Origin of the sequence: Paenibacillus marchantiophytorum (genome assembly GCF_014640555.1) — a bacterium.
GTDB lineage: Bacteria > Bacillota > Bacilli > Paenibacillales > NBRC-103111 > Paenibacillus_E > Paenibacillus_E marchantiophytorum.
The window spans coordinates 83,144-108,153 of record NZ_BMHE01000005.1 but is presented as its reverse complement, the minus strand read 5'-3'; the positions used below and the strand labels follow the sequence as shown (position 1 = coordinate 108,153).

At 49.4% G+C, this 25,010-nt stretch carries 31 protein-coding genes; 14 read left to right on the top strand and 17 right to left on the bottom strand.

Features of this window, described 5'->3' with window-relative positions; all coding sequences use genetic code 11:
- Positions 1 to 169: 169 nt before the first annotated feature.
- Together IEY34_RS07340 and IEY34_RS07335 are read right to left on the bottom strand one after the other, a co-directional pair.
- Positions 170 to 844, bottom strand: a complete 675-nt coding sequence (locus tag IEY34_RS07340; protein WP_189009812.1) for a DNA-binding response regulator — start codon at positions 842 to 844, stop codon at positions 170 to 172.
- A gap of 102 nt (positions 845 to 946) precedes the next feature.
- Entirely contained in the window at positions 947 to 2,242 is a 1,296-nt protein-coding gene (locus IEY34_RS07335) for an NAD(P)-binding domain-containing protein (protein WP_189009810.1), read from the bottom strand.
- A 126-nt stretch (positions 2,243 to 2,368) separates the two neighbouring features.
- On the opposite strand from IEY34_RS07335, the gene IEY34_RS07330 reads away from it, so the two are divergent.
- The 7 genes from IEY34_RS07330 (at position 2,369) to IEY34_RS07300 (ending at position 7,853) form a co-directional block, all read left to right on the top strand.
- Positions 2,369 to 3,724, top strand: a complete 1,356-nt coding sequence (locus IEY34_RS07330) for a glucose-6-phosphate isomerase (RefSeq protein ID WP_189009808.1) — start codon at positions 2,369 to 2,371, stop codon at positions 3,722 to 3,724.
- A 166-nt stretch (positions 3,725 to 3,890) separates the two neighbouring features.
- Positions 3,891 to 4,532, top strand: coding sequence for a YigZ family protein (locus IEY34_RS07325; protein ID WP_189009806.1), 642 nt, complete (start codon positions 3,891 to 3,893; stop codon positions 4,530 to 4,532).
- Between the two features lie 63 nt (positions 4,533 to 4,595).
- Complete coding sequence (locus tag IEY34_RS07320; protein WP_189009804.1) at positions 4,596 to 5,252, top strand: TetR/AcrR family transcriptional regulator; 657 nt, start codon at positions 4,596 to 4,598, stop codon at positions 5,250 to 5,252.
- Positions 5,253 to 5,691: 439 nt separating this feature from the next.
- Positions 5,692 to 5,916: a DUF1128 domain-containing protein gene (locus tag IEY34_RS07315; protein ID WP_189009802.1), complete on the top strand. Its 225-nt coding sequence runs from the start codon at positions 5,692 to 5,694 to the stop codon at positions 5,914 to 5,916.
- Between the two features lie 180 nt (positions 5,917 to 6,096).
- Positions 6,097 to 6,426 (top strand): 50S ribosomal protein L33, encoded by a 330-nt coding sequence (locus IEY34_RS07310; protein WP_189009800.1) that lies wholly within the window; start codon positions 6,097 to 6,099, stop codon positions 6,424 to 6,426.
- A gap of 903 nt (positions 6,427 to 7,329) precedes the next feature.
- A complete protein-coding gene (locus IEY34_RS07305; protein WP_189009798.1) occupies positions 7,330 to 7,572 on the top strand; it encodes a spore germination protein in 243 nt (80 codons plus the stop codon).
- 23 nt (positions 7,573 to 7,595) lie between these two features.
- Positions 7,596 to 7,853, top strand: coding sequence for a hypothetical protein (locus IEY34_RS07300; protein WP_189009786.1), 258 nt, complete (start codon positions 7,596 to 7,598; stop codon positions 7,851 to 7,853).
- Positions 7,854 to 7,872: 19 nt separating this feature from the next.
- On the opposite strand, the gene IEY34_RS07295 is transcribed toward IEY34_RS07300, so the two are convergent.
- The 9 genes from IEY34_RS07295 to IEY34_RS07255 form a co-directional block, all read right to left on the bottom strand.
- Complete coding sequence (locus tag IEY34_RS07295; protein WP_189009785.1) at positions 7,873 to 8,223, bottom strand: hypothetical protein; 351 nt, start codon at positions 8,221 to 8,223, stop codon at positions 7,873 to 7,875.
- A gap of 15 nt (positions 8,224 to 8,238) precedes the next feature.
- Complete coding sequence (locus tag IEY34_RS07290; protein WP_189009783.1) at positions 8,239 to 8,700, bottom strand: hypothetical protein; 462 nt, start codon at positions 8,698 to 8,700, stop codon at positions 8,239 to 8,241.
- 8 nt (positions 8,701 to 8,708) lie between these two features.
- Complete coding sequence (locus tag IEY34_RS07285; RefSeq protein ID WP_189009781.1) at positions 8,709 to 8,927, bottom strand: hypothetical protein; 219 nt, start codon at positions 8,925 to 8,927, stop codon at positions 8,709 to 8,711.
- A 153-nt stretch (positions 8,928 to 9,080) separates the two neighbouring features.
- Positions 9,081 to 9,524 (bottom strand): Hsp20/alpha crystallin family protein, encoded by a 444-nt coding sequence (locus IEY34_RS07280; RefSeq protein WP_189009779.1) that lies wholly within the window; start codon positions 9,522 to 9,524, stop codon positions 9,081 to 9,083.
- Positions 9,525 to 9,625: 101 nt separating this feature from the next.
- Entirely contained in the window at positions 9,626 to 9,919 is a 294-nt protein-coding gene (locus tag IEY34_RS07275) for an alpha/beta-type small acid-soluble spore protein (protein WP_189009777.1), read from the bottom strand.
- Positions 9,920 to 9,940: 21 nt separating this feature from the next.
- Entirely contained in the window at positions 9,941 to 10,387 is a 447-nt protein-coding gene (locus IEY34_RS07270; protein ID WP_189009775.1) for a GtrA family protein, read from the bottom strand.
- Positions 10,384 to 11,418 (bottom strand): glycosyltransferase family 2 protein, encoded by a 1,035-nt coding sequence (locus tag IEY34_RS07265; RefSeq protein WP_229757507.1) that lies wholly within the window; start codon positions 11,416 to 11,418, stop codon positions 10,384 to 10,386. The genes IEY34_RS07270 and IEY34_RS07265 overlap by 4 nt, the downstream gene beginning before the upstream one ends.
- 356 nt (positions 11,419 to 11,774) lie before the next feature.
- Complete coding sequence (locus tag IEY34_RS07260; protein WP_189009771.1) at positions 11,775 to 12,083, bottom strand: ArsR/SmtB family transcription factor; 309 nt, start codon at positions 12,081 to 12,083, stop codon at positions 11,775 to 11,777.
- A gap of 98 nt (positions 12,084 to 12,181) precedes the next feature.
- Positions 12,182 to 12,787, bottom strand: a complete 606-nt coding sequence (locus IEY34_RS07255; protein ID WP_189009768.1) for a DUF2087 domain-containing protein — start codon at positions 12,785 to 12,787, stop codon at positions 12,182 to 12,184.
- Positions 12,788 to 12,911: 124 nt separating this feature from the next.
- Between IEY34_RS07255 and IEY34_RS07250 the strand changes: the two genes are divergently transcribed.
- Both IEY34_RS07250 and IEY34_RS07245 read left to right on the top strand, forming a co-directional pair.
- The gene (locus tag IEY34_RS07250; protein ID WP_189009766.1) at positions 12,912 to 13,553 is read left to right on the top strand and encodes a futalosine hydrolase; all 642 of its coding nucleotides are present in this window, start codon (positions 12,912 to 12,914) and stop codon (positions 13,551 to 13,553) included.
- A 1-nt stretch (position 13,554) separates the two neighbouring features.
- Positions 13,555 to 14,400: a 1,4-dihydroxy-6-naphtoate synthase gene (locus IEY34_RS07245; protein WP_189009764.1), complete on the top strand. Its 846-nt coding sequence runs from the start codon at positions 13,555 to 13,557 to the stop codon at positions 14,398 to 14,400.
- A gap of 687 nt (positions 14,401 to 15,087) precedes the next feature.
- Here IEY34_RS07245 and IEY34_RS07240 read toward each other — a convergent pair.
- Both IEY34_RS07240 and IEY34_RS07235 read right to left on the bottom strand, forming a co-directional pair.
- Positions 15,088 to 16,044, bottom strand: coding sequence for a D-2-hydroxyacid dehydrogenase (locus IEY34_RS07240; protein WP_189009762.1), 957 nt, complete (start codon positions 16,042 to 16,044; stop codon positions 15,088 to 15,090).
- 29 nt (positions 16,045 to 16,073) lie between these two features.
- Positions 16,074 to 17,075 (bottom strand): RluA family pseudouridine synthase, encoded by a 1,002-nt coding sequence (locus IEY34_RS07235; protein WP_189009760.1) that lies wholly within the window; start codon positions 17,073 to 17,075, stop codon positions 16,074 to 16,076.
- A gap of 172 nt (positions 17,076 to 17,247) precedes the next feature.
- Between IEY34_RS07235 and IEY34_RS07230 the strand changes: the two genes are divergently transcribed.
- From IEY34_RS07230 to IEY34_RS07215, 4 genes are all read left to right on the top strand, one after another.
- Positions 17,248 to 17,475: a hypothetical protein gene (locus tag IEY34_RS07230; protein ID WP_189009758.1), complete on the top strand. Its 228-nt coding sequence runs from the start codon at positions 17,248 to 17,250 to the stop codon at positions 17,473 to 17,475.
- A gap of 90 nt (positions 17,476 to 17,565) precedes the next feature.
- Complete coding sequence (locus IEY34_RS07225) at positions 17,566 to 19,329, top strand: B12-binding domain-containing radical SAM protein (RefSeq protein WP_189009756.1); 1,764 nt, start codon at positions 17,566 to 17,568, stop codon at positions 19,327 to 19,329.
- Positions 19,330 to 19,446: 117 nt separating this feature from the next.
- A complete protein-coding gene (locus IEY34_RS07220; RefSeq protein WP_189009754.1) occupies positions 19,447 to 19,872 on the top strand; it encodes a pyridoxamine 5'-phosphate oxidase family protein in 426 nt (141 codons plus the stop codon).
- A 197-nt stretch (positions 19,873 to 20,069) separates the two neighbouring features.
- A complete protein-coding gene (locus tag IEY34_RS07215; protein ID WP_189009752.1) occupies positions 20,070 to 21,569 on the top strand; it encodes an IMP dehydrogenase in 1,500 nt (499 codons plus the stop codon).
- Positions 21,570 to 21,710: 141 nt separating this feature from the next.
- Here the strand turns inward: IEY34_RS07215 and IEY34_RS07210 are convergent, their stop codons facing one another.
- From IEY34_RS07210 to IEY34_RS07200, 3 genes are all read right to left on the bottom strand, one after another.
- Positions 21,711 to 22,676: a type I phosphomannose isomerase catalytic subunit gene (locus IEY34_RS07210; RefSeq protein ID WP_229757506.1), complete on the bottom strand. Its 966-nt coding sequence runs from the start codon at positions 22,674 to 22,676 to the stop codon at positions 21,711 to 21,713.
- Positions 22,677 to 22,747: 71 nt separating this feature from the next.
- Positions 22,748 to 23,326, bottom strand: coding sequence for a tRNA 5-(aminomethyl)-2-thiouridylate-methyltransferase MnmM (gene mnmM, locus IEY34_RS07205; RefSeq protein WP_189009750.1), 579 nt, complete (start codon positions 23,324 to 23,326; stop codon positions 22,748 to 22,750).
- Between the two features lie 18 nt (positions 23,327 to 23,344).
- Positions 23,345 to 23,533, bottom strand: a complete 189-nt coding sequence (locus IEY34_RS07200; RefSeq protein WP_189009747.1) for a c-type cytochrome — start codon at positions 23,531 to 23,533, stop codon at positions 23,345 to 23,347.
- Here IEY34_RS07200 and IEY34_RS07195 point away from each other — a divergent pair.
- On the top strand, positions 23,532 to 23,996 hold the full coding sequence (locus IEY34_RS07195; RefSeq protein ID WP_189009745.1) for a hypothetical protein: 465 nt from the start codon (positions 23,532 to 23,534) through the stop codon (positions 23,994 to 23,996). The two genes, IEY34_RS07200 and IEY34_RS07195, sit on opposite strands and share 2 nt — an antisense overlap.
- Before the next feature lie 47 nt (positions 23,997 to 24,043).
- Here the strand turns inward: IEY34_RS07195 and mnmL are convergent, their stop codons facing one another.
- Entirely contained in the window at positions 24,044 to 25,000 is a 957-nt protein-coding gene (mnmL, locus tag IEY34_RS07190) for a tRNA modification radical SAM protein MnmL/YtqA (protein ID WP_189009742.1), read from the bottom strand.
- Positions 25,001 to 25,010: the final 10 nt, after the last annotated feature.

Sequence of the window (25,010 nt, the reverse complement as noted above, 5' to 3'; positions counted from 1 at the left end):
GATTCAGCCAGTATTCTAATATATAGAAGTCCCCAGAGGCTTCTATTCTCTCTTCAAACCGTATTTTTCCCCACATAGAAGTCTCCAAAGACTGCTATTCTCAGCAACCAACCAACCAGCCAGCGCCACCAACGGCCTACGACTCACCACCACCCCGCGCCAACTCCAATCAAAATTCCGACCATTCCCGCCCCGAGGGGGCGAGCACATAAGACCTAACCCGCTGTACGCCGCTAGCAGGCTTGATAATTCCTTTCCCATGCAAGCTGCGAAGCCATTTGCGTGCATGTTCCACGCGGATGCCTAGATGTGCCGCCACGGCTTGCGGATTAAGCGGGTCGACGGCGCTAGCAGCCAGCCGAGTGATCTCTTTCTCTCGATTGGTGAGCGACCACATCTCGCGACCGCAATCATCGCCATACCATCGTCCCATCATGTTCCAAGTAACCTGCTGACAGCGCCGTTGATGTCCTGTAATATCGTCAACGGAAAAGCGAAAAACCTTCCAATTATCCAGCATCAACTGGTTCTGCCGCATCAGGTTATCGCCGAAGCGAGTTCGGTCAATATCTCGGGCATGGGGGCCGAACCCATCAATCTCGATACAGATCCGATGGGGCGGCCGCAGATAAACAAAGTCAACAAACCGCGTGTTGTCTTGAAAGTCCCTTACTTCATATTCCGGATTCAGATAGCGAAAATGCCCAACAACCGGCCACCAGATGTGCTGCATGAATAACTTTTCCGCATAACCATGCCCTTCTTGCAATCGGCGCAGACGCTCACCCGAACGTCGCACCTTATGATGCTGAACAAAGATTTCATGCGCTTGATAAAAATTCATCCGGTACTCCTCCTTGTAACCCTAAGCAGAGTAAAAATAAAAAATGCCGCCTCTCCCTAAGGGAAAGACGGCATGTTCTTCACGCACGTTCATGCTATTCATTTACAAAGCATACTCGATATGATCCTCAATATACTGCTCCAGCTTGATCCGCACATAAGGCGGCAGAGCGGAAAGCATGCAGCCATAGCGGAAATTGCTGCCATGCGTTTCGATGCGAATCACGCGAGCCGTGATTGGCGGGAGTTCCGCTTCCTGCGGGAAGTGGATGACGATGAACATGTCCGGCGCAAGCGGTGCCGCCGAGGTGATTTGCAGGCCGCTTTCCGACAAGTCATAAAGCGTGCCGTCGATGTTCTGGCCGGAGAAGGAGCCTTCCTGCTCCCACTGGTAGATGGACAGCTTCAGGCTGATGTCCAGTTTCACGCGGGTGTTCCGGCGACGTTCGCGGCCGGAAAGCGGCGAAGCCTGCTTCTCCGCAGCGGAAGCAGCCTCGACAACAGCTTCGCTTGATCTCGTGACCTTCACACCCATCCAGTCCTCATAGCACTGGATGACGGCGCTCAAATCTTCTTCGCCAAGGCCTTTGCTCAGGCCCATCTGAAACAAGGTTGTTGCCGAATTCAACATCGGCGAAGGCAGCTGGAACTTGTTGGTAAGTTCCTGCGCGAGCAAAAGATCCTTCAGCATCAGCTTCAGGGAGAATTGATTGCTGAAATCGCGATCGATAATTTTATCGGCTTTCAGTTCGACTTGCTTGCTGTGCGCTCCGCCGGAGCGCACAATCTCTAAGAATTGAGCAGGGTTAATGCCTGCTTTGGTTGCTATGGATAAGCCTTCGGCTAAACCGGCTAAGTTAATACCCACCATCGTGTTGTGGGCAAGTTTGGCATTCGAACCCGAGCCGCTAGGCCCGAGGTATAGGGCTTTGCTGCCAAGAGCCGAGAACACGTCTTGCTGCTCGTCGAACACTTCTTGGTTGCCGCCGACCATGAACGTAAGCGTACCAGCTTCAGCGGCAGGTTTGGTGCCGGTGACAGGCGCGTCGAGGAAATCAACGAAATGTGCTGATAATTCTTCCGCCAGCTTTTGACTTGTTTGTGGGGACACGGTGCTGGAGTCAATAATCGTGAGAGCGGGATGAATACCACTCAGAATGCCCTGCTCACTGTAGAAAATCTCCAGGAGTGAAGCGTCATTGCTAAGCATTGTAATCAAAACATCCGAACTGCGAGCAGCTTGAGCGGGGGTCTGAGCGACTTCAGCGCCAAGACGAGCAAGCTCGTCCGCTTTTTCAGCAGTACGATTATAGACCGTTACGTTAAAACCCTTTTGAATAAGGTTAGCAGCCATGGGTTTACCCATTGTGCCAAGTCCAATAAAGCCGATACGTTTCATGATCATTCACCTCTAGGTTCATTTTATCATGCGAAATAGAACCTGTGAATGCCTTCTTTACTTGCATTTGTACAGGCAAATAAGTATGCTAGGAAAAGGAAAAATATAGAGGTGGAGGCGAGCATAGTGAGCAAAAAACTACAGTTCGATTACAGCAAGGCATTATCTTTTCTATCCCAGCATGAGGTTGATTACTTGTCAGCCCAAGTGGAATTAGCCCACGAACAGCTACATAACAAAACAGGTGCAGGATCCGATTATCTAGGTTGGGTGGATCTTCCTGAGAACTATAACCGTGAAGAGTTTGCACGCATTCAAGCTTCTGCCAAGCAAATTCAGTCCGATTCCGAGGCACTCGTGGTAATTGGCATTGGCGGTTCCTATTTGGGAGCCCGCGCAGCGCTGGAGATGTTGTCCCATTCTTTCTATAACATTTTGCCAAAAGATAAACGTAAAACGCCTGAGATTTATTTTGTAGGGAATAATATCAGCTCTACGTATGTGACGCACTTGCTTCAATTGTTGGAAGGGAAGGATTTCTCCGTCAACGTCATTTCCAAATCCGGTACGACGACGGAGCCAGCGATTGCTTTCCGTATTTTCCGTGAGCTTCTGGAGAAAAAATATGGCAAAGAAGCGGCACGCAAGCGGATCTACGCAACTACTGATCAAGAAAAAGGCGCGCTCAAAACACTTGCCAACGCTGAAGGTTACGAGACTTTCGTCATCCCGGATGATGTAGGCGGACGTTATTCCGTACTTACGGCTGTTGGTTTGCTGCCAATTGCGACAGCGGGCATTGATGTGGAAGCCATTATGAAAGGCGCGGTAGATGCACAGCAAGAATTCTCCAATCCCAAATTAAGCGAGAACCAAGCGTACCAATATGCGGCCGTTCGCAACTCCCTGTATCGCAAAGGCAAAACGATTGAAATCCTCGTGAACTATGAGCCGTCCTTGCATTTCGTATCGGAATGGTGGAAGCAGTTGTTCGGGGAAAGCGAAGGAAAAGATTACAAAGGGATTTACCCTGCGTCTGTTGATTTCTCCACGGATCTTCACTCCATGGGCCAATTCGTGCAGGATGGCAACCGGATTCTGTTCGAAACGGTCATCCAAGTGGATCAAGTTGCAGACCATATCACCATTGGTACGGATGCGGACGATCTGGACGGGCTTAACTTCCTGAGCGGGAAAACGATGGATTTCGTGAACAAAAAAGCGTTCCAAGGCACAATGCTGGCACACACAGACGGACACGTTCCGAACCTGATCGTGACTTTGCCGGACATGACACCTTACTCCTTCGGTTATATGGTTTATTTCTTTGAAAAAGCATGCGGCATCAGCGGTTACTTGATGGGTGTGAATCCTTTTGACCAACCAGGTGTTGAAGCTTACAAAAAGAACATGTTTGCCCTCTTAGGAAAACCGGGTTATGAGAAGGAAAAAGCGGAATTGGAAGCACGTTTGCAACAATGAAAATGAACGAATGTAAAAAAACGATCAATCCTATCGGATAGGTCGTTTTTTCGTTCCATTATTCCCATTATTTATGTGGTAAATTTTCTTTCTATATTGTCGAAGTCTAGGGTTGTGTGTAGAATATAGTGAAACAGATGTTTCCTTCTACCAAGAAAGGTCGGCTATGCTAGCACATTTCAAAACTATCCAATCGTACGGATCGTCGGAAATCATCATCAAGAAGTCGCGTTTCATCGGCCATGCGAGGCCGGTTGAGTCAGAAGAAGAAGCTACCCAATTTATTGAAGCGATCAAAAAAGAACACAAAGCGGCTACACACAACTGCAGCGCTTATGTTATCGGTGAGAGAGACCAGATTCAGAAGCAATCTGATGATGGGGAGCCGAGCGGCACCGCAGGCAAGCCGATTCTGGAAGTGATTAAGCATCAAGGGCTCAAGAACATCGTTGTCGTAGTTACCCGTTATTATGGCGGCATCATGCTTGGCGCGGGCGGACTTATCCGGGCTTATACGGATGGAGCCGTGGTAGGCATTGAGGCTGCACAGCCCATATATAAAGTGAACCATCAGAAGGTGCTTATCGAGGTTGATTATACGTGGTATGGCAAAATCGAGAATGAGCTAAGAAATCAGGGGATGCTCCTAGGAGACATTCAGTTTACGGATAAAGTAACTGTAGCTTGCTATCCACTGGCAGCGGCAGCGGAGACATTTATCAACTGGGCAACAGACATTACACAAGGTCAAGGCGTTATAACAGCTGGAGAGAACGCGTATATCGTTCATAAGAACCTGCCTGAATAGGCGGGTTCGAGATGGGACAGTTTCACCTAATTTCATAAGCTAAGGATGCGGAGGGATAGAAGAATGGCTAGGAAAGCAGTCGCGCAAGAGCTTAGCAGAGAACGAATACTTACCGAGGCGCGGGATTTATTCGCTACTTTTGGCTATCGTGCTTTAACGATGCGCAGCATCGCAAAAGCAATGGGGTACAGTCACGGGGCGTTATATTACCATTTTAGTGAGAAAGCTGAACTATTTTATGCGTTAATTAAAGATGACTTTTCCTTACTGATGCAGCGTCAGCGCGAAATGATCGTTCGTGAGCATGGGTTTAGCGTGAACCTGCTTCAAAAGCTGATGATGGAATTCGTTTGGTTTGGTTTGAGCAACCCGAATCATTACGAAATGATGTTCATGCTGAACGAACCGGAATTAACACATTATTCTCGTACCGAGCAAGCACAGTGTTTAGAAATGTTTGCTATTGTGATTAGACAAGTCATCGCAGATCAACCCGCTTATGAAAATAGGAAGTTTACACTTCCGTGGAACTTGTTTATGTCTATGCACGGCCTTATCTCCTATTGTATTCAATTCAAACAAACCTATGAAGAAGCAAGAAGACTGGCAGAAGAGCACATCCGTCTGATCTGTGTGAGCCTGGATTTTGATTCTCATGAGCAGCAGCGTCCGATTGTTAAAATGGTGGGTCCTCATTTGCCGATTACAAATGCAATCTAATCGAAGCGTGAAGGGAGACGAGAGTCTCTCTTTTTTTGCTATATAAGAGTTTATATGTTTTGGAGTGAAAGCGGAGCTGCTCCAGCTGCCTCGCGGGGACGTAAGGGAACTATGGTGCCCTATTCTAACCGAAAGTGTCATTATCTGGAGGTTGAGGGAACTACAGTATGCTAATTTGCTGTTTCATGGGAATTTTCAATACTTTTTATGGAAATAAGACCCTGTAGTTCCGCTATGACCCTCGCATGCCTACTTTTTGCCTAATTAGCGTCCCCTAGTTCCCTTACTAGGTTTTGCTGCTAAGAAGAGACGGATCTATCAGGGCGGCGAAGCCGTTTTTCTTACTATTTTCAAAGGCGGAGACAATGTTGTATTTTACATTCCTGGGCTGGTGCTTTAGAATAATGACAAGAGAAGCAAGGAAGGATGACACTAACAGATGGATTTGAGTACATGGTCGGAAGAGAACGTGGAATTTATGTTTGAAGAAATTAAGAAGAAGCTGCGCATGGCGACAGGCGGATCGATCAAAGCCTCCAACGTGAAGGAAGAGGTTTATGAGGATCTGAGGGATCTGTACAACATGGTCGCGAGTAAAGATAGATTCAGCATCAGTGAGATTGATGCGATTACGACAGAGCTTGGGAATATCCGTAAAGCTTAGTGGTGCTGTTATGCAAATGAAGAAGCCGTTTTTCAGCCTGTTGGGGGTTGGAAATGCGGTTTTTTTATTGGGCTACTGCGTATTTATTGCTAGAAGTGGACAGCTATCCAAGCGAACTCACCTATCCAGTCGTACACTATAGAGCAATGTATCCCTGGTGGCTGAAGGAGGTGGACGTTCATGGCGTCCAAAATTCGTAAGGAAGACGTTCGTAAATTGGTAGGCAAACATATTGTTGCTGTGAAGAAAGACGGATCCAGCGTAACAGGTAAATTGGTGCGTATCAGCGGCAACACGTTGATCGTCGCTCCTCAGAATGGCAAAAAGGTTCAAGTTAAAGCGGTCATCCCCTTGGTCCTGTTTGACCTCTTAGCGATTGGCACATCACCTTTTGCACATGGTGGGTTTGGCGGAGGGTTTGGCGGAGGATTTGGTGGCGGTTTCGGTGGTGGGTTTGGCCCATTTGGTGGATTTGGCGGCGGTTTCGGCGGCCCAGGAATCTGGTTCTAAGATTTGCGAAGGAAGAAGAAAGATCCTTTCCCGCTGGGGAAAGGATCTTTTTTATGTTAACTCGCTTGGATATCAGCCAAGCTTATACGCTCTCGTGCCAGTAGAATCGCCCTTCCAATTGCCAATAAGAGTCCCTGGAGACTCCTATCCCGCCGAAAAACCCTCTATTCGCATCAATAGAAGCTCCCAAAGGCTCTTATTCGCTCCTCGCACCGGTAGAATCGCCCCTCCGATTGCCAATAAGAGTCCCTGGAGACTTCTATCCCGCCGAAAAGCCACCTTATCGCACCAATAGAAGCTCCTAAAGGCTCTTATTGCCCCCAAACCAGTAGAATCGCGCTTCTTCTTCACTTGGGACGCCACGGCTGCGCCTGACTGCATCACCAACTATATCCAGGCCCACCACTACTACTCAACTCGCAACCTTCCACTCTGTGGCACCAAGCACCAAAAAACTAGCCAGTGTTTTCTATAGTCACTGGATATTTCCAATGAAACAGCCCCTAAAGGGGCCGAACTCCACCTCGGACTGGATTTATCCAATGGTTTAGCTCAGAATCGCCCTGTAAGGGCTGATTTTAAGATTTTCATTGGATTTATCCAATGAAAGTGAGTTTTAGATCAAGATGTAGCAGAATTCATTGGAAATATCCAATGAAAGTGTATTTTAAACCAAGACGCAACCTCACACCCGCTAAGCAGGAACCTCTGGAGACTCGTATCCCGCCGCAAAACCCCCATTTCGCACCAATAGAAGCTCCCAAAGGCTCTTTTAAGCTCCCCACACCAGTAAAATCGCCCTTCTTCTTCACTTGGAACGCCGCTGTCACCAAGCGGGCACTCTGTGAATAGGCTAACATACAAGTCACAATTGTAAGCTATCCGTGGACAGGAGTGAGCGGCGTGCCGAGTTCCATCGTTTTTAACATGATTAACATTAACAACCAGAATACGAATGCCACCATCGGGATCGGTGAGAATGTACAGTCCAGCTGGGATTCGCATAGTAAGAACAATTATGGTACTGGCGAGTTTATCGGCAATACGATCTCCGTTAATATCGTGAATTTCCTGTTTGATAATGACTTTATCGATGCCCCGATTAATGATCAGGACTTTAAACCAACTGTGGCGAACCAAGTCTGATGAAAGAGTGGGGGAACGCGATCATGAATCTGCAAGGTCCACAGGACCCGCCAGTCATTCAATTCGACTCTATTCATGTGATTACAATTGGAGATGCTTCCGGCATTTTCGTTGGGACGAATATGCAAATTCTTTGGACAACAAGCAGCAAAGCGAACAGCGGAATGGGAGAAGTAAGCGGGGAAAACAACTATGTGATCAACAATGTGAATACGGTGTATGATAATGATATTATTGATGCGCCGTATACCAAGGGAGATTTCATTATTGGACGTGTGTAAAAGAATGCTCCGCAGCTGCCTAATCAGCAGTTTGCGGAGCATTTGTCACAGCAGGTTCAGTCTCTGACGCGGCAGAGGACGTGGTGAAGCCGGAGGTCTGAGCTTGATTGACAATCATCTCTTGTAGCCAATCCGGTGTCTCATTGTCACCGATATTGAGCATATCCATGAAATCGGAATCGTTCAGCATGGAACGTGTGCCGACTAACTGATTATTGTCGCCTTCAACGGCGCCGAACCCTTGCACAGTCTTCTGGTTGCTTTGGAAATCCGTCGGCCAATTGTTGCCCATATTGATGCAGGACGCACTTTCGACCGATCCGATACGGATCGAACCGATGATGAATGACGGTGACATGAATGAGGACATGGATGGATCACCTCTTTATTTTTTGAATTGTGGCGTATACCGATAACCTGTTGCGGTACGTTCGGGCTCTGGAGGAGGCGAAGTGGTGTCTTTAACAGCTCCGCTATCACCGTCTTTGGTTACCTGCGCACGCTGAAAGGCCTCATCCAAGGGGCCTTTTTTCTCCGTGGGCTTGGCGCCGAAATTATTGCCTAAATTCAAGGAGCCGCTAAGCTCCTTAATGTCTAGATGATCTAAGCGGAACGTCAAATTCTCCAAGACAGGCTGATGAACATGCAGTACATCGATATGAATCTGCGGATGCTTGGTGACTAGTTTAGCAAGATCCTCTTCCAATTGTTTCAGACGTTTTTCTAATTGTTGAACATTAGGCGGCGTTTGATCGGTTGGGGTCGGGTTCAAAGACGATTCTGGTTTAGGTTTTGCAGGTGAATGCAGCGGCGGAGGCGGAGGCACCTTTTTCTTTTGAAACCACATGATGGCAATTAGCTCTTCGGTGTCGGATGTTTCATATCAAACCTATCACTGTCCTGAACAACATGCTTGCCGCCGAGAATCACATTGTGTTCGCCTGCTACTTCCCCGAGCCCTTGGTTGACTTTGACAGAATGACGCCTGCCGATGATCCGATTGGTCCCCTTGTTCACGCTGGATGTCTCCGCGATGGCATCGATATGTATCGATTGGAATTGAATACGTACCATGATAATCCCCTCCATCTCCCATTTCCTTACTGATCTCTTCTTCATTATATGGGGACAAAGGGAGATTCATTTCTCTTTCTGAAAACAAATAACGCTCAGCAGATCAGACAAGCAGTGGAAGAAGATCACCTGCAAGGCTTACGCTGCCGAACGTTATGTGAACTGAATAGGGATGACTTTCTCACCGTCAGGGGGAGAAAGCGGGATGCGAACAATGAGTAAACCATTCTGATAGTGTGCCCGCATTTGTTCGGTTAAGGCTCTGCCTGGTAAACGAATCGCTCTCTCGAAGACGCCGAAGAAACGCTCCGAGAGCCGCATCTGCTGATCGGTCACTTGATAAGGTCTTGCGAGGTTTCCCCGCATATGAAGCGATTGTTCACGAAAAGAAAGCTGAATTTGCTCAGGGGAAGACAAACCAGGAACTTCTGCCACAACGACAAGCTCCTGGGGTGTTTCATACATATCGATTCGTGGCCCGGTAAGCGGGATGATACTGGCAATGTCCTGCCAGAATTCAGGGCCTAGCACGTCGCCGGCTTGCGCCGACAGCCCTTTCCAATCGGGCCCCTGTGAACGGTTGCCTGGGGGGTTCATCGGCCATCATCACCTGACTTTTTTACATAGAAAGTAGCGCTGCAAGCAGCTTGCTATTAGTCTATGTAAACCTTCGGCGGATTATGGCATTCTCGGCTAGCTTACCCTTGAGGGGGACGCTGCTGGGAGAGCTGCTGCTGAGCCATGCGCACGAGTTCACGCACCATTGCTCCGCCGATGGGACCTCCGACCTTGCCGGCATCTTCGGAGCTTAGTTGACCGTTGTAGCCTTGCTGCAGCGGAACGCCAAGCGTTCGGGCTACTTCATATTTAACCAAATCAGGACGTTCCATATTGACATTGTAACCTTGATTTTTCATGACCTGAGCTTTAAGCAGTCCGAGTCCATGCTCGGAACCAGGTACCATGGCTCTGTGACTTCTTCTGCGTGCCATCGTAGCATCACCTCTTGGCGATTAGGATACCCCGCGCACGTTCGTCTCATTAGTGCGAAATGTAAAATATTTATGCCCGATGTAATTACCAATCGTATACAGTCCGTTGCCGACGAGAATAGCAGCATTATGCCGCCATTCAGCGCTAATGACAGGAAAGAGATGTCCGGTGGCCTCAGCCAGCAGATAACTCGCGCCATACGAAAGGCCATAGCAGCTGAGAATAACGATAGCGAATTTCCACCAGCTGCTGCCGACGCTGGCCTTGGAACGAAACGTAAAGGTTCGATTCAAGGTGTAACTAACGATCGCTCCAATCGTATTTCCGGCGAACGTAGAGAGCCAATAATTCAGGTGAAGCAGATTGAAGAACAGGAAACTGGCGGATAGGCCGACGAGTGTATTGAACACACCGACGATCAGGAAGCGGGCAAAGCTGCTGGAAAGATGAGCCTTGAAGCGATTCATGGTCCGTATCTCCGACCTGAAGCGGTTTGTACGGCAGGGCTGCTGTCTTGGAGCAAAGAGGTCTGTGCAGCGTTCGATGCCTGCTCTGTCAAATCTTTTTCGATGACGAACAGTGGACGCTGCTTCACTTCTTTGTAGATTTTCCCGATATACTCGCCGATTAAGCCTAGAGCCAGCAGCTGCACACCGCCAATAAACCAGACGGATACAATGAGAGAAGTCCAACCCGTCACATTGGCACCGACCATTTTGCCTACAACGGCATAGATCCCGGCAAATACACTGAGGATGAACAGGAGAAAGCCCATCAAAGTAACGAATCGAATCGGTGTCACACTGAAAGAGGTAATGCCGTCGAAGGCGAAAGCGAGCATTTTGCGCAGCGGATATTTGGATTCTCCGGCGAAACGTTCCTTGCGATCATAATAAACTTGGGTGGAAGGGAAGCCGAGCAGCGGCACCATGCCGCGAAGAAATAAATTAACCTCTTGAAATTTCTCTAAATTGTCGAGCGTACGTTTGCTCATTAAGCGGAAATCCGCATGATTATAATGGATTTTCACACCAAGCGCGGTCATCAGCTTATAAAAGCCTTGTGCAGTGGCTCGTTTGAAGAAGGTGTCCGCCGAACGGTCTTGCCTAACCCCATAGACAATATCGAAGCCTTCGTGGAATTTGACAACGAACTCGCGAATGGCATCTGTGTCATCTTGCAAATCGGCATCGATGGAGACCACACAATCCGAATAGGCTTTGGCTTTCATCAACCCGGCCAGCAGGGCGCTTTGATGACCGGCATTTTTGGCTAGTTTAAGACCGGTAACGAAGGAATTAGCAGCGTGGAAGCTTTCAATCAGCGCCCAGGTCGCATCCTTGCTGCCGTCATCGACCAACAACATCGTGCTCGTGCCTGCAATCAGGTTGTCCGCAATTAGAGCATCCAGCACAGCGCTGAGTCGGAATACCGTTTCGGGAAGTACTTCTTCTTCATTATAACAAGGGACCACAATGGTCAAATTCGGAGTTGCCACAATTCCTCGCTCCATCCTGGATAGGTATGTATCATTGACTGATTAGTGAACTATTACGATTATAGCTTAAAAGGTATCCCAAAAGTAAGCGACCAGAACGGAAAACATCGTCCCAGCCGCTATTTTCCAATTACCAACCAAATCCGAAAGTACTAAGAACGATAACCAAGAGGATGTATAAAACGAGGACTACAGATGTGCCAGTGTAAGGTACAGATGGTCCGCAACCACAACTCATGTCAATCCCTCCCTTCACAAAATTAGGATATGTTACAGATGCGGAGAGCGTATGGATATTTGCCCTGTATATTTGAAAAAAAGCTTCCCATCGCCATGGTCAACCATGGAACAGGAAGCTATGATGTGCTGACTAGCGGTAAGATGGTATCCAGCAGACCGGGAAATCTGGCTTGCAGATCATCGCGGCGCAATGAGGTATAACGAAGGGTGCCTTCCATACGCGTATGGATCAACCCGGATTCACGTAAAACCTTCAGATGATGGGATAGCGTGGACTTGGGAATATCTATTTCGATAGCGCCGCAATACAACTCGCCGTGTTCATGGAGACGTTTAATGACTCTCAAACGATTGTCATCACTGAGCGCATGTAGAATAGTTGCTAATTCAAGATCGCCCCGAGCAGGATGGAAAAGAGGTCTCATCTGCAGTTTCACCTGCCTTTTTGTAAAATGTATCTCTACAAGTAACTATATCATACTTAGCATAATGATGAAATGTGGCGAATCACAGGCAACGACTTTTAAGATAAGGTTTCCCATTTCGTCCACATTTCAGCGGGGTTCAATTCATAAATGTTATTTTCCCGAAACATGAACTGATGCATGATGAACTCTCGGCGGATCGTGGCGAAATCGGGATGAAACTGCTCGATCCAAACATTCAGCTCTTTTTCCGTATAGCTGCGTCCTTTCTCCAATTGCTCGATCAGATGCTTCAGGACAATTAGCTTTTTTTTGAGCTGAGCAGGGATATGTTTGAGTTTACCATCTTGGGTGAAGAAATTGCGAATGATGGATTGCTGAACGTTGCTCTTAGCCTCTTGATCGTCCATGGGGTCCGTTCCCCCTTTCTTGTTTTTATAGATGAGATCGATGGTCGCGGTGGCATGGCTGCGTATAAAGTACTCATTCAATGCGAAATAAATCGTATTCTTGTCTCTGCGCTCATAAATAAGACTGGCTTCCCTAAGTTTGGCAGCGTGATGTGTGATGGTCGCAGGCGTGATGCCCAATTTCTCGGCAAGGACTTGGCCATTGCTTTCACCTTCAGCCAGCAGAATGAGTATTCGGATTCGTGTCGGGTCAGCCAGCGCTTTGTGGTAGGTGATGATTTTATCCAACTGCATGTTTGGTCACCTCAACTAATTAGAATTATATCTAATTAGATAGTAATCAAATTAGTTGGAATTGTCAAACGCAGTCATGTAAAATAAAGAGGAGATTTCTTTCTATACAAAGGGGATAAGCCTAATGAAGCGTATACTTGTAATGACGGCGGTTGCGCCTGAAAGAGACGCTGTCCAGCGTGGTCTGGGCCATGATAGCCGCTTTGAATTTGCCTTGGCTGGCGTGGGAATTGCTGCGGCGGCGGTTAACGGAGCTTTGGAGCTTGCAAAAGCTGAATATGATTTGGTTATTATTGCCGGTATTGCTGGCGGATTTGTAGGAAAGGCGGAGATCGGCTCGTTGGTAGTTGCCAACGAAATTATTGCCGCCGATCTGGGGGTAGAGCTGCTGGATGGCTTCAGCAGCTTGGACGAGCTCGGCTTCGGCTCAACACGCGTTAGCGTTGACGCCGCATTGGCCGAGCGAGTGACGGCGGCGCTGCAAGCCGCCGGATTGTCCGCGCAAGCGGGGCCGGTGCTCACCGTCGCGACGGCCACCGGCACGGCGGCGACCGCGGCGGCGCTTGCCGCGCGCGTGCCTGGGGCGGCCGCCGAAGCCATGGAAGGCTTCGGCATCGCCACGGCCGCCGAGCAGCGCGGCGTGCCGGTACTGGAGATTCGCGCGATCTCGAACGCGATTGGTCCACGCGACCGCGATGCCTGGCGCATCGGGGATGCCTTTAAAGCTTTAGAAGCAGCAAGTTCAGTCCTAGCGGAGGTGCTTTAAGATGAAAATTGCGTATTCACCCTGTCCCAATGATACATTTGTCTTCCACGCGTGGGCGCACGGATTAATTCCGGGTGCGCCTGAGCTTGATGTCCAATATGCGGACATCGATATTACCAATCGGTTGGCAGCCGAAGGCGTTGGCCCCGATGTCTTGAAAATCTCGTATGCAGCGCTCCCCTGGGTGCTGAATGATTACGCGCTGCTGCCTTGCGGCGGCGCTTTGGGCAGAGGCTGCGGCCCGCTCGTGCTGACGCAGCCGAGCAGTGACGGCGCAGCCGCAGACCCGGCCGCGCTGAGCGGTCGCCGGGTCGCGGTGCCGAGCGAGCGCTCGACCGCGTACCTGCTGTTCCGCCTCTGGGCGGAACAAAATGTCCCCGGCGGCGTGGGTGATATCGTGGTCATGCCGTTCCACGAGATCATGCCCGCGGTGCGGGACGGCCACATCGATGCCGGCCTTGTCATTCATGAAGCGCGCTTCACTTACCCGTCGTACGGGTTAGCGCTTCTCACGGATCTGGGCAGCTGGTGGGAAAGCGACACCGGCCTGCCAATCCCGCTCGGCGCCATCATTGCGCGGCGCTCGATGGATCTTGAGGCGCTTGCCGGCTGGGCTCGCGCATCGGTGCAGTACGCGTGGGCGCATCCGGAAGCTTCGCGCGACTATGTCATGCAGCACGCGCAAGAGATGGACCCGCAGGTCGCGCAGCAGCACATCGACCTGTACGTTAATGAGTTCACCGCTGATCTGGGTGAAAGCGGCTATGGCGCCGTCTTGACCTTGCTGGAGCGCGCAGCCCAAACAGGGCTCGTGCCGCAGCTGGATTATGCGGCTTTGTTGAAATAAATGGAAAAGAGGCTGTCTCCCAAGGTTGAAAACCTTGGAAGCAGCCTCTTTTTTGAGATAATAGGATAAGTTTTTGGGTGGATTTAAGGGGTTCTACCTTTTTAGATGACATCCACCGCAGGCCTTTTTGCTTAGAGGTTTTCCGTCTTGAGTGGGGTCTAATGAACTGTAGGATGGCTTAAAGACGAGAAAATGGCTACTTTGGAGATTTAATGAACTGGATTGGTGTTACCCTGTACTTTATTGGCCAAATTGTTATCAATTGCTTGAAATAGCGCATCTGGTATTCATTAGATTTTCAGAATGAGCGATTTTGGCCGAATAAAGGTTATTGAGTTCGTAAGGAGGCTTGCGAAGATGCTTGGACTTGAAGACCTAGCCGCAGGCTAGGTTTTTCTTATAATCGCCACCAACCCACCAACCCAACCCCAATCCAACTCCAACCCCCCCCCCACACAGACAAATAAGAGCCCCTAGAAGCTCTTATCCGTGCCAAAAACAGCTTATTTGTAGGAATAGAAGTCTTTGGAGACTCCTATCGTCACTCAAATCCGCCCAAACTCCCCCACACAGACAAATAAGAGCCCCTAGAAGCTCTTATCCGCGCCAAAAACAGCTCATTTGTAGGAATAGAAGTCTTTGGAGGCTCCTATCCTTAGTTGTGTCTACCCAAAGTCAACGAAAGGGTTACCTAATTACATTCACAGGCGAGCCAGCCGCATAAGCACGAACATTGCTAACCGCAATGCCCATCAATCGTGTGCGCGCTTCCTGCGTTGCCCAAGCAATATGCGGCGTGATGATCACATTGCGCGCATGCAGCAATGGATTGTCCGGTTTCGGCGGCTCAACGGTCAGAACATCCAGACCCGCACCGGCCAATCGGCCTTCATTCAGCGCTTGCGCGACATCCGCTTCATGCAGAAGCCCGCCTCTGGCCGTGTTGAGCAGAATCGCCGTCGGCTTCATCAGCGCGATCCGCTGCGCTTTGATCAGTTGGTTCGTCTCTGGCGTCAGAGGGCAATGCAGGCTGACAACATCAGCCCGCTGCAGAAGCTCATCCAGCTGCACCCATTCGATGCCCGCGATAGGCTCCGGCACACGCTTGCCGCTGCCTGAAGCGATGACGTTCATGCCCATAGCTTGGGCAATGAGGGCTGTTTGCCTGCCGATTTGTCCGAGGCCGACAAGTCCCATCGTTTTCCCGGATAGCTCCACCAGAGGGGAGCGGGTGTAGCTGAAATCGATCGAGGCCGCCCAGTCCCCGTTCAGCACGCTGTCGCTATGCTGCTGGGTGCGATGGCAGAATTCCAAAAGCAAAGCAAAAACCAACTGAGCGACGGAATGCGTGCTGTAAGCCGGAACATTCGTAACCACAATGCCCTTTTCCCTAGCTGTCTGCGTATCAACGATATTGTACCCGGTCGCGAGTACGCCAATGTAACGGAGATGAGGGAGCTGCTCGATGCTTTCGGCCGACAAAGGTGTCTTATTCGTGAGCACAATTTCCGCTTCCAAGGAACGTTCAACGATTTGAGACTCCGCCGTCCGGTCATACAAAACAACCTCACCGAGCGCTCGCAGCTCATCCCAATTCAGATCGCCAGGATTGAGCGTATATCCATCAAGTACAACGATTTTCATCTGTCCCTGTCTCCTTTCTGCTGTCAGCCTTACTTCTTCCCAGGCACTTCCCGGAAAGGATTCATAAACAACTTAGGAATACTCGTTTCGTAGCGCAGAAGCTGACCTGTCGTCGGATGCACAAACGCAAGCACACGCGCATGCAGGCCAAGCCGGCCGATCTCCTTCGTTTTTGAGCCGTATTTCTTGTCGCCAACCACGGGATGACCGATATCCTGCATATGGACGCGGATCTGGTTCTTACGGCCCGTCTCCAGATTGACCTCTAACAGAGAAAAACCTTTGTTAGATTGCAATGTTTTGTAATGCGTTACGGCATGCTGACCGTCATTGGGGTAGGGGGTAGAAAACATTTTTAGCGATTTCGGATTCTCTTTGAGCCAGGACGAGATCGTTCCTTCGGGCTTCCGCACCATGCCTTCAACTAAAGCGACATAGGTGCGCTCTTTGACACTTTCCTGCCAAGTGTTTTGCAGATGCTGTTGGGATTTCTCATTTTTGGCAAACATCATGACACCGGAAGTGTCCCGGTCCAGGCGATGAACGACGAAAATCCGTGCTTTGGGATCATGGTTGCGTACGTGCGCAGTGAGCTGCCGATAGGCTGTTATTTCATTTTTTTCCGCATTGGCTGCGATCGACAGAAGTCCCGCATCTTTTTGAATGACGATGACATCTTCGTCCTCATGCAGAATGATCATACCCGCCAAAGGAATATCTTCTACGACTTTATCCTTGTTAATGGTGACGACTTGATCCGGCAGCAGTGGATGGTTGTAGGCCGTCACAGCTTTCCCGTTGACAGCAACTTGTCCGCGCGCGAGGACCGCTTTTACCGCATTTCGTCCCAGACTCGACAACTTCTCAATTAAAAAAGGCAAAAGCTCCATCGGCTCTTTCACCGTATATTGACGCGTATTCTCTGGCGTGACCCTTGGCATGCTCGGGCTCGAGCTTGATTTCTGTTTAAAAGTTGGTTTTTGACTATACGTTTTTTGGGGTTTTTGACCCTTGTCTGGCTTTTTTTGCATGAAAAAAGACCTCCTATTGCGATCGCTTACCTTCCGGTCAGATCATTTAACTTACAATATACCACGTAAGCAAAAGCAAATGAAACGAGTTTGGCTTTTTGGTATGTAATGGGCAACGCCGGGCAAGACTAGCAGCTACAACCTTATGCTCTGAGAAATGGTGGTAATCCCGATGCTCTTATATCAATTGACACAATGGTTTGAGGAACGGACAACCTTGCAGCAAGAGCTGCAGCGCGGCTCGGATGGCGAGCACACAGGTGAGCTTCAGCAAAGAATCAAGGAAGTCGAAGATCAGCTCTACAGTCATGCTGAACGCTGGAAAAATGCCATCCAAGAAGCATCCTATCTACAGTTTCCGTATGAAAACCCGCTTTTGGATGACGATATGATTCTTTAGCAAGCTTGGAGGCTTGTCTTTGTATTTCCTCGGTTTTCGTGTAGAATTAAGAGAGAACGATAAACGAGAACAGAACGAGGTTTTTGGCGAATGAAAGTACTTGTATCTACCTTAAATGCGAAATTCATTCATACCTCCTTGGCACTGCGCTATCTAAAGGCGTTTTGCGAGAAGGATTTTGACGTGGAAATTTCAGAGTATACGATTAAAGATCCCGTTATGAATGTGGTGTCGGATATTTATCAAAAAGCCCCGGATGTGCTGGGTTTTTCATGCTATATTTGGAACATTGAAGAGACGATTACGATTATCAAAATGATCAAAAAGATTCGACCGGATATTCTGATCATGCTGGGCGGTCCCGAAGTTTCCTACGATACGGAATATTGGATGAATCGCATCCCAGAGGTCGATTTCATCGTCATGGGCGAAGGGGAAGAGACTTTCCACCAGCTGCTCACGGAAATTTCGACAACGCGCAAATACCATTTCGTGTACGGGCTCGCTTACCGCAAAGGCGAGGAAGTTATTCTGATGCCGGGCAGGCCTAAGCTTAAGCTTGATGACATCCCATCCCCGCATCGTTTTGCGGAAGATGTGCCAAGCTTGGCGAATCGGGTCGTTTATTTTGAAACGAGCCGCGGCTGTCCATTCTCCTGTCAATTCTGCCTCTCCAGTATTGAGGTGGGCGTGCGCTATTTTGACATGGAACGAACGAAGTCGGATCTTCTGTACTTGATCGATTCCGGGGCGAAGCTGATTAAGTTCGTTGACCGCACCTTCAATATCAAGCGGGATTATGCGATGGAAATCTTCGAATTCCTCATTGCCAACCACCGCGGCACGGTGTTCCAGTTCGAGATTACGGCTGACATCATGCGTCCGGAAGTTCTCGATTATTTGGCGGAAAATGCGCCTCCGGGAACCTTCCGTTTCGAAATCGGCGTGCAATCTACGAACGATACGACCAATGATTTGGTGCAGCGCAGACAAAACTTCTTCAAGCTCAGCCGCACGGTGTCCAAAGTGAAGAATAGTTTGAAAATCGACCAGCATCTTGATTTGATTGCCGGCTTGCCCGAAGAGGACTATAACTCGTTCCGCAAGACATTTAACGATGTATTCGAACTTGGACCGGAAGAATTGCAGCTTGGTTTTCTGAAAATGCTGCGCGGAACCGGCATGCGCAACGACGCGCACAAATATGGCTATATTTATATGGATCATGCTCCTTATGAAATCTTGGGCAATGACATCCTTCCGTTCACCGATTTGATTCGGATCAAACGTGTCGAGGATGTGCTTGAGAAATATTGGAATGCGCATCGGATGGATCATACGGTCAAATATTTGATCAAACACGAGTTTGCCTCTGCGTTTGATTTCTTCCAAGAGTTCGGCGACTTCTGGGAAGGCCGCGGCTGGCAGAAAATCGGGCATCAACTCGAGGATCTATTCACACGGTTGCGTGATTTCCTGATGTCCCGCGAAACGATTGACATGCACATCATTGAAGGCCTGATGAAGCTGGATTATTTCCTGGGTCATAAATATAAGCCGCGCAAAATCTGGTGGGACTTCACACTCGAGAAGTCCGAGCAGAACCGCTACTTCAAGCTGCTAGCGGAGCAGCCTGAGCTGCTCAGCGGAGATTTCCACCTGCTGCGCATTAACGAGAAAGACCTCCATAAGCATGTTATGCTGGAGGTCCTGCCGTTCTCTTTGCAGACGTATCTGCAAAGCGGGGAGATCGACGCCAGCAGCAAGGAGCTGCTCGTCGTGCACTTCCCGCCGGACGCGCAGCAGCCGGCTCAGTACTACACGATGCCGCTGCACCAAGCGGCCACGGTTTAAGAGCACGCCCCAGACGATTGTTGTCTGGGGCTTTTTGATGTTTGAAAACAAAGCTTCAAGGGTAATCTAGGGTAGTTGAGTTTACCCTAACAGGATACCCGAGAGGAGAGATTCGAGATGATTGAAACTAAGAACAAGCCGTTGGAAGAACAGATCGTGAAGGTGCTGGATGCCAATCAGATTTGCTCTTTTGCTACCGTGGATGGGAAGAAGCCTAAAGTAAGATACATGGCGCTATTTCATGATGGATTAACCATTTATCTAGCGACCAACAAGAAGACGGATAAAGTGGACGAGCTCCGAGAAAATCCGAATGTACATATCTTGGTTGGATATGATGGCAAAGCATCATCGGAAATTTTGCAAATTCAAGCGACGGCTGCGATCAGCAATGATAATGCGCTCAGGGAGAAGCTGTGGAATGATGAATTGAAGCAATGGTTCGAAGGTCCTCATGATCCTGAGTTCGTGGTATTGGAGATTTCGCCGTCTTCCATCGAATACACGAACGGAGACTCGAAGCCTCAAGTTTGGCAGAAATAAGAGAGCCGAAGAAGAAGTTTCTAAAACTACGTTAAGTAGGATTGGGAGCTTCTTTTTTTGGTATGTACATGAATATACCTATAAATACATTGGAATTATAGGCTTATGATTCCCTGAAAAATCCATTGACCTTTCGGTGAGGTTAGTGATAAGATTGAAAAAATTTACCTATGGATCGATGAGGAGGAAATCGCAAAGTGGCCACGTATTACATGGAACCATCCCGTACGTTTAGTGAGTTTCTGTTGATTCCTAATCTTACAACGAAGGAATGTACACCAGCGAATGTGAAGCTGAAGACGCCGTTAGTCAAGTTCAACCAAGGTGAGGAGCCTGCCATCTCACTGAATATCCCGTTTTCATCTGCTGTCATGCAAGCCGTATCCGATGATGGAATGGCGATTGCTTTGGCGCGTTGTGGCGGGATTTCGTTTATTTTTGGCTCGCAGTCCATTGAAGAAGAAGCGGCGATGGTGCGCAAGGTCAAAGGATACAAAGCCGGCTTCGTCGTTAGCCGCAATAACTTGACGCCGGAACATACCCTTAGCGATTTGCTTGCTTTGAAGGAAGAAACAGGGCACTCCACAGTTGCTATTACGGACGATGGTACAGCGAACGGAAAATTGCTTGGTATTGTAACTGGGAGAGATTATCGACTTAGCCGCGACCCGCTGAATCGTCCAATTCATCAGTTCATGACGCCTTTCGAGAAATTGATTTACGGAAAATCAGGAATCACCTTGTCGGAAGCGAACAATCTGATCTGGGATCACAAATTAAACTGTTTGCCGATTGTAGATGAGCAGCAGAAGCTGGACACGCTCGTTTTCCGCAAAGACTATGACGAGCACAAAGAGAATCCGCTAGAGCTTCTGGATGGCAATAAAAGCTACATTGTTGGCGCTGGTATCAATACGAAGGATTATCAAGAAAGAGTGCCGGCTCTTGTTGAAGCGGGAGTAGACATTCTGGTCATCGATTCATCGGATGGCTACAGTGAATGGCAGCGTGAGACCGTTCAGTATGTCAAAAAGAATTTTAACGTAAAAATAGGTGCAGGCAACGTGGTAGACCGCGAAGGTTTCCTATACTTAGTAGAGTCCGGCGCTGACTTTATCAAAGTGGGCATTGGCGGCGGATCGATCTGTATCACGCGTGAACAAAAAGGAATTGGCCGCGGACAAGCTTCCTCCATCATGGAAGTCGTCGAAGCCAGAGACCAGTATTTCAAAGAAACAGGTACCTATATTCCGATTTGTTCGGATGGTGGTATTGTACATGACTACCATGTAACCCTCGCTTTGGCGATGGGCGCTGATTTCGTTATGCTGGGCAGATACTTTGCCCGTTTCGATGAGAGCCCAACTCGTAAACTCAAAGTCGGCAATAACTTCGTGAAAGAGTACTGGGGCGAAGGCTCCAACCGTGCTCGCAACTGGCAGCGCTATGACACAGGCGGCAAGAACAAGCTCTTGTTCGAGGAAGGCGTAGATTCTTACGTTCCTTACGCGGGCAGTCTGCAGGAGAACCTGGACAAGACGATTGGCAAAATAAAATCGACCATGTGCAACTGCGGCTCATTGGACCTGGATGAGCTGAAACAGAATGCGAGAATCGCTCTCGTTTCCGCGACCAGCCTAGTCGAAGGCGGCGCGCATGACGTTATTCTCAAAGAAAGCAGCTTGTCGGAAGAATAGCTGCTAGGACGGGGCATCGGAATTATGAAGAGGCTGTTCTCTAGGTTTTCAACCTGGAGGATCGCCTCTTTGTTGTTTCTATCACCCCCAAAAAGAAAAGCCCCTCAATCCAAATGAAGTGGATTGAGGGGCTTGAATGGGTTAAGGCAAATAACTGCGAATCACGGTCATGCTGCCTTCCAAGGCATAGCTGCCGAGATCAGCGGGGAGCAGGAAGCAGTCGCCTGGCTTAGTGGCAATGCTGCCATCAGCCCATTGCAACGTACCATTTCCGTCCGCGATAACTAGGATGACGAAGCTTTCAGGAGAAGTGTTGAGCTCCCACTTAGGTCCAACGAGCCCTTTTTCCACAGTGAAAAAGGGAGATTCAGCCAGCGTAAGCCAAGTGCCTACAGCAGCATTATCGGTTTTCATCCGCGTGGAGCCGGATCCCTCATAGGCAATGACACTCAGTGAATCCTCAATATGCAGGTCACGAGGTTTGCCATCCAGTCCTGGACGGTTGTAATCATATAGACGATAAGTCGTATCTGAGTTTTGTTGAATTTCAGCAACCAGCACGCCTGCTCCTAAGGCATGGACAGTACCGGCAGGGATGTAGAAGGAATCGCCGGCTTCCACGGGCACTTCTTGCAAACAATCCAGAATGCGGTTCTCCGCAATGGCTTGAGCCAGGCTTTCACGGGTGACGCCTTCTTGCATGCCATATATAATTTTGGCGCCGGGTTTGGCGTCAAGGATATACCACATCTCAGTTTTGCCTAACTCGCCGGCAGCCAAATTCTTGTAGTGATCGTTGGGGTGCACTTGCACGGAAAGGTCGTCTTCACAATCGAGCAATTTGATCAAGAGCGGGAAGCGGCCGTTTTTCTCCGAAAAGCCTTTGGAGCCGAATAAGGTTTTGCCGTATTTTTCACGAATTTCATCCAAGCCAAGACCGGCTAACTCGCCGTTAAGTACTTTCGTCGTGCCATTCGGGTGATCGCCGATCATCCAGCCTTCGCCAATCGCGCCTTCCGGAAGCTGAAAACCAAATCTCTCCAGAGCTCTTCCTCCCCAGACGCGTTCTTTCATTTCAGGTTGAAACTGAAGCGGGTACGATTTCAAAACTATCCCTACTTTCTCTATGTTCTTCTGTACCAAATGCTGCTACCACTCTCTAGCATTATATCATGCGTCTATCTTTTTTCTACAGCTAACAGGTAGGGGGCGTGTGCACTTGTATTTAAAAATTGGTAGCGCAGCACCTGAAAGGCTGCGAGCGGAAGCTGCTGCGACCAGTTTTCGACGGCAGCGGCTTCTTCGGATCCGCCATCGTGCCCGCTGTACAGCACGATGGTCACGATCCCTCCTTTGCGGAGCAGACGGAGTGCGGCTTCCAACGCAGGAATTGTCGATTCCTGTGTGGTGATTGTACTTGGGTCGGCACCTGGCAGGTAGCCGAGATTGAAGGTCACCGCCGCAACCTTGCCGTGGCGGTCTTGCGGCACAGCCGCTTCCATGAGCGCATGACTGCACAAGCTCATGTGTACATAAGAAGATGCGTCTGGAAGTTCTTTGTCCAGACGCATCTTGGTTTGATCCAGCGCTTGCTGCTGGATGTCGAAGCCGTATACACTGCCGCGGCTGCCCACCAGCTTCGCCAAGAACAAGGCATCGACGCCATTGCCAAGTGTCGCGTCAATCGCGGTATCGCCCGACTGGGCACGCTGCCCGATTAGTTGATGAGCAAAGCCTAAAACAGAAACAAAACCCATGCTAGTTAAGCCTCCATGTTATTTTTTGGCGGCCAGCCAAGTAGCTAGCGCTTCGATTTCATCGGATTTCAATGCGCTTTCGAATGGCGGCATATCGCCTTTGCCTTTGAGAATCTGCGCAGCGATTTCATCCTTGGTTTTGTGCGAACCGACTTTCGTCAGGTTCGGCCCAAAGTCGCCTGCAAGCCCTGCCCCGTGGCAGGCCATGCAGTTGTCCTTGTACAGCACCTGCGCTTTGGCGGCGGTGCTGGTCGCTCCTTCGTCCGCCTGCGGCTTGGCGGACGGTGTAGGCGCCGCGCTGGCAGGCGCAGGCGCTGGTGTGGGCGACGGCTTCGCTGCAGCCGTCGCCACTGGTGCTGCGGTCGCTGCCGCAGCACTTGGCACCGGCGCGACGCTAGGCCGCGGCGTCGCCGTAGCAGCCGGCGTCGCACTCGCCGCTGGCGCCACGCTCGCCGACGCAACCGCCGACGCAACCGCCGACGCAACCGCCGACGCAACCGCCGGTGTCGCACTAGCACTAGCACTAGCAGTTGCTGTAGCCGCTGCCGTCGGCACCACGTTCGAAGCTGATTCCTTCGCACACCCCGAACCAACGATCATCAAACTCAACACAGATGTCCAAATCCACAATTTCATCGCATCCATCTCCCTTTTTCGTTCTCACTACTAAAGGAAACGGAGCAAATGTCATTTTGGTTTTATATCTTCCTTATATCATCACTTTTTCCCAGTCCAAAGCTTGCCTTGCCATGTATTGCGTTCCTTCAACATATGATCAAACGCATTCAATACTTCCCATTTCTTGAGGCTCCACATTGGCCCAATCAATAAGTCTCTAGGCGCGTCACCAGTTAAGCGATGAACAATCATTTCCGGCGGGAGGAACTCGAGTGTATCTACGATTAGCTTCACATATTCATCTTTGTCGAGGAATTGCAGCAAGCCGGCTTCATACTGTTTAACCATCGGTGTTTTGCGCATTAAGTGGAGCAAGTGAATCTTGATGCCCTGCACATCCATTTGTGCGACGGCCCGTCCGGTGTCTAGCATCATCTCGTGTGTTTCGCCTGGCAATCCATAAATAATGTGCGCACAGGTGCGAATGTTATGCTTGCGAAGCTTGGCAACCGCATCCAGATAGCACTGCGTGTCATGCGCCCGATTAATGAGTTGAGAAGTAGATTCATGTACGGTCTGCAAGCCCATTTCCACCCACAAATACGTACGTTCATTAAGTTCAGCCAAATATTCAATCACATCGTCGGGCAAGCAATCGGGTCTGGTAGCGATGGATAAGCCAACGACACCTGGCTGTTGGAGGATCGTTTCATAATACTCGCGCAATTCCTCTACAGGTGCGTAGGTGTTAGTATAAGCCTGGAAATAGCCAATATAGTTCGCTTCCGGCCATTTTTGATGCTGTAGATCCCTAATTTTGTTGAATTGGGTAACCAAATCATCGCGGCGGCTTCCCGCAAAGTCTCCTGAACCTCGCGCGCTGCAAAATGTACAGCCGCCGGTGGCAATGCTGCCATCGCGATTGGGACAAGTAAAGCCAGCATCCAGCATAACTTTAAATACTTTTCCGCCAAAAGCCTCGCGCATTTCATAATTCCATGTATGGAAACGTTTGTCCCCCCATAATTGAGGCGACTCCTGAAGGATGATCGACATGAGTTATTGC